This is a genomic window from Mycobacterium sp. (assembly GCF_049608025.1).
Lineage (GTDB): Bacteria > Actinomycetota > Actinomycetes > Mycobacteriales > Mycobacteriaceae > Mycobacterium.
This window is the reverse complement of record NZ_JBMYXC010000084.1, coordinates 1-8,386: the sequence shown is the minus strand read 5'-3', so window position 1 is coordinate 8,386 and position 8,386 is coordinate 1. Positions and strand designations below refer to the sequence as shown.

General features: G+C 63.9%; 7 protein-coding genes. 4 read left to right on the top strand and 3 right to left on the bottom strand.

Going from position 1 to position 8,386, the window contains the following annotated elements; genetic code table 11:
• From ACPGXI_RS17270 to ACPGXI_RS17255, 4 genes are all read left to right on the top strand, one after another.
• The coding region (locus ACPGXI_RS17270) for an alpha/beta fold hydrolase (protein ID WP_526655128.1) at window positions 1-942 on the top strand (942 nt) is incomplete at its 5' end.
• A 41-nt stretch (window positions 943-983) separates the two neighbouring features.
• On the top strand, window positions 984-2,492 hold the full coding sequence (locus ACPGXI_RS17265; RefSeq protein WP_526655126.1) for a carotenoid oxygenase family protein: 1,509 nt from the start codon (window positions 984-986) through the stop codon (window positions 2,490-2,492).
• 195 nt (window positions 2,493-2,687) lie between these two features.
• Entirely contained in the window at window positions 2,688-3,689 is a 1,002-nt protein-coding gene (locus ACPGXI_RS17260; RefSeq protein WP_526655124.1) for a DUF1214 domain-containing protein, read from the top strand.
• A gap of 27 nt (window positions 3,690-3,716) precedes the next feature.
• Window positions 3,717-5,609, top strand: a complete 1,893-nt coding sequence (locus ACPGXI_RS17255) for an alkyl/aryl-sulfatase (RefSeq protein ID WP_526655122.1) — start codon at window positions 3,717-3,719, stop codon at window positions 5,607-5,609.
• A gap of 325 nt (window positions 5,610-5,934) precedes the next feature.
• On the opposite strand, the gene ACPGXI_RS17250 is transcribed toward ACPGXI_RS17255, so the two are convergent.
• The 3 genes from ACPGXI_RS17250 to ACPGXI_RS17240 all read right to left on the bottom strand — a co-directional run bounded on the left by ACPGXI_RS17250 (window position 5,935) and on the right by ACPGXI_RS17240 (window position 8,353).
• On the bottom strand, window positions 5,935-6,393 hold the full coding sequence (locus tag ACPGXI_RS17250) for an SRPBCC family protein (protein ID WP_526655120.1): 459 nt from the start codon (window positions 6,391-6,393) through the stop codon (window positions 5,935-5,937).
• Between the two features lie 129 nt (window positions 6,394-6,522).
• Complete coding sequence (locus tag ACPGXI_RS17245) at window positions 6,523-7,365, bottom strand: class I SAM-dependent methyltransferase (protein ID WP_526655118.1); 843 nt, start codon at window positions 7,363-7,365, stop codon at window positions 6,523-6,525.
• A 133-nt stretch (window positions 7,366-7,498) separates the two neighbouring features.
• Window positions 7,499-8,353 carry an N-acetylmuramoyl-L-alanine amidase-like domain-containing protein gene (locus ACPGXI_RS17240; protein WP_526655130.1) on the bottom strand — a complete coding sequence of 285 codons (855 nt, stop codon included), beginning with the start codon at window positions 8,351-8,353 and terminating at the stop codon, window positions 7,499-7,501.
• Between the last annotated feature and the right edge of the window lie 33 nt (window positions 8,354-8,386).

Sequence of the window (8,386 nt, the reverse complement as noted above, 5' to 3'; positions counted from 1 at the left end):
GAGGCAGCACCGCTCGATATTGCCGGTTCCGGGGTCCTGCCGCCCGTTGCTGCCCGGGTGCGGCGCCTTTTCTGGGGGCTTGAGCGGTTGGCGCCCGCGTTGGGATCGCGGTGGGCAGTCGAGTTGTGGTGCACCCCGCCCGTTCTTGAGTCGAGTATGCGCATGCCGCCCGGCGTGCCACCAGGGACATCGATAGAGGCGTTCTGGGATGGACATCGGGTTGCCGGGGAGGCGTGGGGCGAGGGGCCGCCGGTGTATCTGGTACACGGTTGGGGTGGCCAGCGCGCGCATTTGGCAGTGTTCGTCAAACCGCTTCTGGAGGCGGGGTACCGGGTCGTGGCTTTCGACCTGCCCAGCCACAACGAATCGGATCCGGGTGCGCTCGCGCCCGGGCGCACCACGGCCACCGAGTGCGCCGACGCGATTGCGGCCATGATCGAGACCCATGGGCCTGCGCATGCGGTGGTCGCCCATTCACTGGGAGCCAACTCGACGGTATTGGCGGCGACTCAGGGCGCACAGGTTGGCCGCTTGGTCTTCTTGGCGCCCATGGGAGAGTTTCCGCTCTATCTCGACCTGTTCGCCGCACGCCACGGCTTCGGCCGCCGGATCCGTTCGGGTCTGCAGCAGCGTCTCGAAAAACGCATTGGCATGCCCCTGCACGAAACGAACATGACGTGGACCGGTCGACGAGCAAACTATCCGCCGCTGCTTCTCATCCACGACCCCGACGACCCGGACAGTCCTCATGCCGCCAGTGAGCGCGTGGCAGCGGCATGGCCGGGTGCACGCCTGCTCACCACACGGGGGCTCGGCCGACTGGCGCATTACCGAATTCTGCGCCACCGAAACGCGATTCGCGCCGGACTGGACTTCATCAGCCACCCCGCCGAGGATACGAGCGTCGCGGAGCAACCCAACCCGAGTGCGCGTTTCACCTAGAGGACTATCGTCGGGTGGGACGAAGCTCGACAGGAGGTGCCATGGCCCGTTCATCGCCCGCTGTCGCGCTGCCTGACCTCGCCGGTCTCCCCGGGCTTCGGGGGTATCTGGATTGCCTGGATGCCCAGGAACGTGCTGGTGCGGCCGACCGCCTGGCATCCATGAATCCGGCGGACCTGAGCAGCCTGGGTGCCAGCGAGGCCCAATCGATCGAATACGACTACAACGTCGACCACGTGCAGGGGGAGATCCCAGCCGAACTGTCCGGAACGCTGTACCGCAACGGTCCGGGCCGGTGGGAGGACCACACCGGCCGCCCATTGCACCACCTCTTCGACGGCGACGGGATGATTTCCGCCTTCACCATCGCCGGCGGCAAAGTGCACTACCGGAGCCGGTATGTCCGCACCCAGCATTTCCGGGGCAAGAGCGGCACCCGGCATCTGGGCACCGACGCATCCGGGGGATGGCTGGCCAACGTCGGCCGCCTGCCGCCGAACCTGGCGAATACCAATGTTGTCGAACACGCCGGCCACCTCTATGCACTGTGGGAGGGTGGGCCGCCCCACGAGCTCGATCCCGAGACTCTGGAAACCCTGGGAGTGCGCCGGTTCGGGCGCGAATTACGCTGGGCTGGAACGTATTCTGCGCATCCGTGCTTCTGTCCGAGCAGTGGCGACATGTTCAACTTCGGAGTCGAGTTCATCCCGACCCCACATCTGCGGATCTACCGAACCGACCGTCGGGGCAGGCTCAAGCACTACCGGTCGTTGTCGTTGCCGTACGTGGCGATGGTGCATGATTTCGCGATCACCGAACGGTATCTTGTCTTTCTCATCTCGCCGATAATCCCAGACGGGATTCCGATTGCGCTGGGGCTCAAATCATTCGGGGACGGTATGCGTTACCGGCCCGAACGCGGCAGTTCCTTCGTCCTCATCCCGCGGGACGGCGGCGAGATCCGCCGGATCGACTACGACGCGGTCCTGCAGTTCCATCTGAGCAATGCCCACGACGACCGCGGCGACGTCGTCCTCGACGTGATCACCTACCAGAACGGCGATCTGCTCAACTGCATCGCGCGGTTTCGGACCAGTCCGATGGACCACATCCACTCGGAGTTCACCCGGTTCCGAATCACCGCCACCGACAGAGTGATCCGAGAGCAGCTCAGCGACCGCACCTCAGAGTTTCCGCGCCATCACCCGGACCGGGAGGGCCGGCCACATCGGTACTCCTACGTCAACACCAAGCACACCCTGGGCACGCTCTACGACGGGATCACCAAGCTCGACCTGGCGGATAACTCAGCAACCGCCTATGTCGCGGAAACGCCGGGGAACAGCTTCTGCGAGCCGGTGTTCACCCCCAGGCCGGGGGCAGCCGAAGAGGACGAAGGGTGGCTGCTGTCAGTGGAATACCAAGCCGACCACCACAGATCGCGACTGGTGATCCTCGACGCGAAGGATCTCGAGGGCGGGCCGATGGCGACCGCCCAACTGACCCATCACATCCCGCAGGGCTTCCACGGCAACTTCGCGCCGCGATAGTCAGCGCCACTGTGCTGGACACAACCTGACGCCCTGACTGGAACTGGTAGGACGGGTTGGCGATACCGTGGACGACGTTCGCCTACTGACCCGGGCGGTAACTGCACAGGGGAGACCATGACAATCCAACGGGCAACGCCTACCACCCAGAAGCTCACTGCTGCTTGGACAGAGTTCACCGAGCAGCTCCGCGTAATGGGGACGGAGGCAATCGCGTCCGCACCCACGGATGCTGATCGGGTTGATGGACTGCGTTTCATCCTGCGCCAGCTTTCCTACCGCGAAGAGCAGGAGCTTGAGTTCCCGGCCGCGGAGAGACCTGAGCTGTTCTACCCGGAGTCGCCCACCCGGAAAGTCTTTGCCGACTGTCCCGACACCATCTACCGTCAATTCAACGTCCACCCCGACCACACCTACCGGTTGACCGGAACCCGAGGCGATGCCGCCTACATCTCGTTCACTGCGTACCGCGCAACCGCCACAGAGCGGGTAGTGGCCGATCTCCATGACGGCGAGATCGAAATCGCTGCCAGCGGTGCGGTGGAGCTCATCGTCGGGGGACCGGCGCAGAGCTCGAATTGGCTCGACCTCGGCGATGATGGCGCCTTTGTCGTTATCCGGGAGTATCGTCACGATCGTGTCGGCGGAGAGCATGCCGCGTGGAGCGTGGAGCGGGTTACGCCGGCTCCATCGCAGCGGCCGGAACTGAACGCCGACGACTTCGCGGCCGCTCTTAGTCAGATCAGCACCGGCCTGCAGTGGGGAAATACCGCGACCGCTCATCTCTCCGGAGAGCTCCGCCGCCGCCCAAACCGGATGGACGAGGCGGCCGCCGAGTTGGTGTCGGAGATGGCAGGTACGCCGCACAACTACTATCAGCTCTGCTACGTACAACTGGCGTCCGGTGAGGCGCTCGAACTGCACCTTGACCCGCCCCCATGCCGCTACTGGAGTGTGCACCTCAACAACTGGTGGTTGGAGTCCCCTGAATTCAGGGACGGGCAGTCAGTGTGCATCAACGATGTTCAGGCGCAGCGCAACCCGGACGGCACCGTCACCATGCTGGTCGGGCCCGATGATCCTGGCGGCGGCAACTGGCTGGACACCAAAGGCCGCTCCGAGACGATCCTGTTGGCGCGGTACCTGCTGCCTGAAGATGAACTCGCCCCGATCGTCACCCGGGTTGTCACTGTCTGAATCCCGCTGAACTTTGGAGATCGAACCATGCGGATGCCCGCTTCTGCCCACACCCGCGAAACCAATATCGCGCTGGCCGCCCAGCTGCCACTCGCTGATCCCTCCGACGAGGAGCGCAACACCCGCGGCCTTCTCGTGCAGGAGGACAGCCTCGTCCTCACCAACAAACAGACCGGCCACGTCGTCTGGGACATGGACAAGTTCGGCTTCATCGACGGCGATGCACCCGACACCGTCAATCCGAGCCTGTGGCGGCAGGAGAAGCTGAACAACGTCCACGGACTCTTCAAGCTCGCCGACCGCGTGTATCAAGTTCGGGGCTACGACATCTCAAACATCACCTTCATTCAGGGCGAGTCGGGCTGGATCGTCATCGATCCGCTCACCACCGCTGAGACGGCCCGCGCGTCACTAGAGTTGGTGAACCGCATCGTGGGGGCGCGCCCTGTGAGAGCTGTCATCTACACACACAGCCACGGCGATCACTTTGCCGGTGCCTACGGCGTGATTGACGATGGCGATGTCGCGTCGGGCGTCCCGGTCATCGCGCCCAAAGGGTTCCTCGAGGAGGCAGTCAAAGAGAACGTGATCGCCGGGCCGGCCATGTTGCGCCGAGCCGGCTACATGTATGGCGGGCTGCTCCCGGCCGACCCCCGGGGACTTGTCGGCTGCGGCCTCGGTCGTACTCTCCCGCAGAACGGCCACTCGGCACTGATAGCGCCAACCGACGACATTGCCACCACAGGCGAGGAAAGGGTGATCGATGGGGTCCGCATCGTGTTCCAGATGACCCCCGGCACGGAAGCGCCGGCGGAGATGAACTTCCTGTTCCCCGACCTCCGGGCCCTGTGCATGGCCGAGAACTGCACCTGCGTGATGCACAACCTCTACACGCTGCGGGGAGCCCACGTCCGCGACGGGCTGGCCTGGAGCAAGTACATACACGAGTCGCTGCTGACGATGGCCGGCGACATCGACCTATGCTTCGCGTCCCACAACTGGCCGGTCTGGGGCTCCGAGGCGATCGCGTCATATCTGCGTGCTCAGCGGGACACGTATCGCTTCCTGCACGACCAGACGATGCGTCTGGCTAACCAAGGTTTGAACAGCACCGAGATCGCCGAGCAGCTCGAGCTCCCGCCGAGTCTCGCCGGCAACTTCAACAACCGTGGTTACTACGGAACGGTCAGCCACAACGCCAAGGCCACGTACCAGAAGTACTTGGGCTGGTTCGACGGCAACCCGGCCAACCTGGAGCCTCACCCGCCCGAGTACGCCAGCCGGCGCTACGTCGAAGCGATGGGCGGCGCGGACCGGGTGGTTGACCTCGGCCGCGAGGCGTTCGAGGCCGGCGACTACCGGTGGGTGGTGCAACTGGTAAATCACGCCATCTTTGCTGATCCGGGCCACCAGCAGGCCCGGGAGCTCCAGGCCGATGCCCTTGAGCAGTTGGGCTATCAGGCGGAGTCTGGTCCGTGGCGCAACTTCTACCTCACTGGCGCTCATGAACTGCGAGACAAGACCGGCGAGCGGAGAACCGGGTCCGAAGGTGCACCGCTGGGAATGTTGCACGCCATGCCGATCGAAATGATCTTCGATTCGCTCGCAGTCCGGCTCGACGGGCCGCGCGCCGACGGCACGACATTGACGATCAACTGGGACTTCACCGACATCCATGAAAAGTGGGTCCTAGGGCTCGAGCACGGTGCACTGCACTGCCAACGCGGCACCGATCCGGATGCTGCCGTGTCACTTCGTCTCTCCCACCACGTGTTTGTCGAAATCCTGTCCGGCGTAATCGAGATCGCTGATGCGTTGGCGTCGGGCGCACTAGTCCTCGATGGGCGCGCCGAGGCACTTCTCGAGCTGTTCGGTTTCCTCGAAGATCCCGACTACACCTTCAATATCGTGACGCCCTGACCTGCCTGGGCTCTGGCAGTAGGACGGTCTGCTCTCTCACTGCGGCGGTTCTTGCCTGTCTGACGCGCGGCAAAGCACCTCAAGATCGGCTGCGTCACGCCGACGTGGCGGCCAGTCGCCGGTGTAGGAAATACTGCGGGTCGTGAGAACCCAGGACACCAGCTTGTGCCGACGGCGCGCCCGGCGAGCTTGAGAATTCGGATCGCGGTCCGCGCGCAGATCCGCTGGGGCGGTGGTGGCTCCATAAACATGCGCAAGCTGGCCTTGCGCTCGTCGCCCAGTCCCGCGTCGGCGCGATGCGGCCTCAAACGCAATACTCTGTCCCTTAACGCGCTTCCCGTTCGGCTGCTTCCACCAACCGACGTGCGAAAAACGTGATCGCACTGCGTAACGCGGCACGCACGACTGGTCCCGTTCCAGGGACCCTCTCGGTGAAGGTGCCGCTCCAGCGCAGGTCGGTGCCCCCGGCTGAATTCGGGGTGACGACCAGCTCGCCGCGGTAGTCCTTGGCCGGGTTTGGCGGCCAATTCAGCTTGTAGACGTGTCGGCGGTCCTGCTCGTACTCACAGGTCTCCTCCTGCATCAACAAAGGCCACAACCCGACCTTTCGGACGGCTCCGATGCCGCCGGGCGCCGGATCGCCCTGCCGGTGCCAGGACGATTGGGTGACGAGCGGTTTGGCCCAGCTCGCCCAATTGGCGCCGTCCGTTTCGATCCGGAACAACGTCGCTGGGGGCGCGTGGCTGGTCCGGTTGACTTCGAATGAAAAGGTCTTGCCCGACATATGGACTCCCACTAGTGACTGCCGCTGCTCCGACGGACTCAGCTTATCCGGTGGTCGCGCCCAACTGTGAGATACGCAGTCTGTCCGAATCGGCCGCGACCGCAGCTCCATTCATCGCGAGTCGCACACCTAGCGGGAAAGGCAGGCTGCCGCACCCCAGGGACGCACACCCGGGCGGCGCGGATCGGGTTGAGGCAGGCGTGCGGCCAAACGCATCAAGAACGGAAGCCGGTCGAGTCGATATGCCACCTCCGCCAACGGTTCCACCTCGGCCGCTCGCCAACCGAGGTCTTCAAAAAATGCGACGCCGTTGTCGGGTGCAAACCTAAATGGCGAACTCTGCAGCATGCCGCTCTTCTTGTTCATCAGGCGCTTCAATCCTGGACTGACGAAATCAAGTGTCCACCAAGCAACCTCGGGGCGATTAAGCGCCGACGAGAAGTCGACGACTTCGTTCTCGTCGAGATACATCAGCAGACCCTCAGTCAGCACCAGGGCCTTCGACGCGCCGGCCAGGGCCTGGTCCAGGAACGCTGCACGGGCGCGCGTATCGGCGAGGTCGACGGCGGTGCGAGTGAGCCGGCATCGCGGGGCCTCATCGGCAAGCAGCTGCGCTTTCGCGGTCAGAAGTCCCGGCAGATCCGCCTCTACCCACTTAAATTCGGGGGGGAGGTTCAAACGGTACGGACGGGTGTCCAAACCGGCGGCCAGATTGAGGACCCGGTCACACCCCGCGCCGATCGCATTCAAAATAACGTCATCGATGATCTTCGTTCGGGCGATGAGCCACCAACCGGAGCGCACCGTCCGAGGCGCGCGCGCCGCGATGGCGCGCCCGTGTTCGCCGGCGAGGCGCTCCGCCAAAAAGTCGTTGAACAACGCATCAGGCCGCGCTGATTCGGTCGCGCGGTAATACGCGGTCCAGCGGGCGGTGTCGGAGACGTGGGAGACCAGCGGCTCCGATTTGGGCATGCGCCATGCTATCTCACGGCCCACTGGTACGGCGCTCCGTCTGCGGGGAGGGGGCTTGCTTCCAACCGCGAACACGGCCCCACGAGCAGGGACTACGCCTCTCCAGATCGGGTTCCCCGGCGCCCGCGTCCAGCTACCTGACGGGGCGGAGCACAACCATCCCCGGAACCGTGCTGAGGTATTCCAGAAGCGAACTGTCGACCACCTTGTTGTTCGCGCTCAGTGACGACGCGTTTCGAAGAACGGGCCCGTCAACTGTGTCGACGAAAATACCGACATGCGTGACGTCGAGACCGCCGTCTTCGGCGTACGCGCCGATGTAGTCGCCGGTCTGTAGCCGGTCGATGACGCTGCTGTCGACCGACGCACTGGGAATGTAGGTGACGGTTCGCGGCACAACCGGCAAACCCGGCAAATACGCTCCACCGGCGTCCTTCTCGTTGAGATTCTTGGTCGACTGGATCGAGTTGGCGCTAAGGCTTTCTGTGATGTCGGTTGCTATCGCCGGAGCGGACGCAGACCAGTCGGTGAAGAAGTGCTTCCGGTCCTGGAAATCGACGACACCGTTCTTGTACCGAACCTTGGTGAGATTGTCGATGAACTCCTCGCGGTCATCGGAGCGCTTGAGCGCTTCGACGTAGTCGGCATAGGTGAAGCAGTCGACCTCCTGCAAGTTAACGACAAGCTGCTCAGACTCGGTAGCCGAACCGATGAGCGTGTGTGCGCCATAAGGCACGTCCAGGAACTGCTGCGACACGATGTCGGACAGCTCGGACCGGCCCGCGCTTGAGGCGCTATCTCGGACCGTCAGCAAGGTTTGGAGGATCTGCTCGCTCTGACTGGAGATGTGGACGGCGGGAGAGGCCATGGCATCAAGAGATGGCGCCGCCGCGACGGCCAGGGCCGAAATTGCCCCCAGGCAGGCAAGACGGGTCACGAAACCGTGTTTGACTGGAGGCCTCCGACTTCGGTTGAATCGGATGGGCATGAGCTGCTCCTCACCGGAGTGCGACAATTTCCA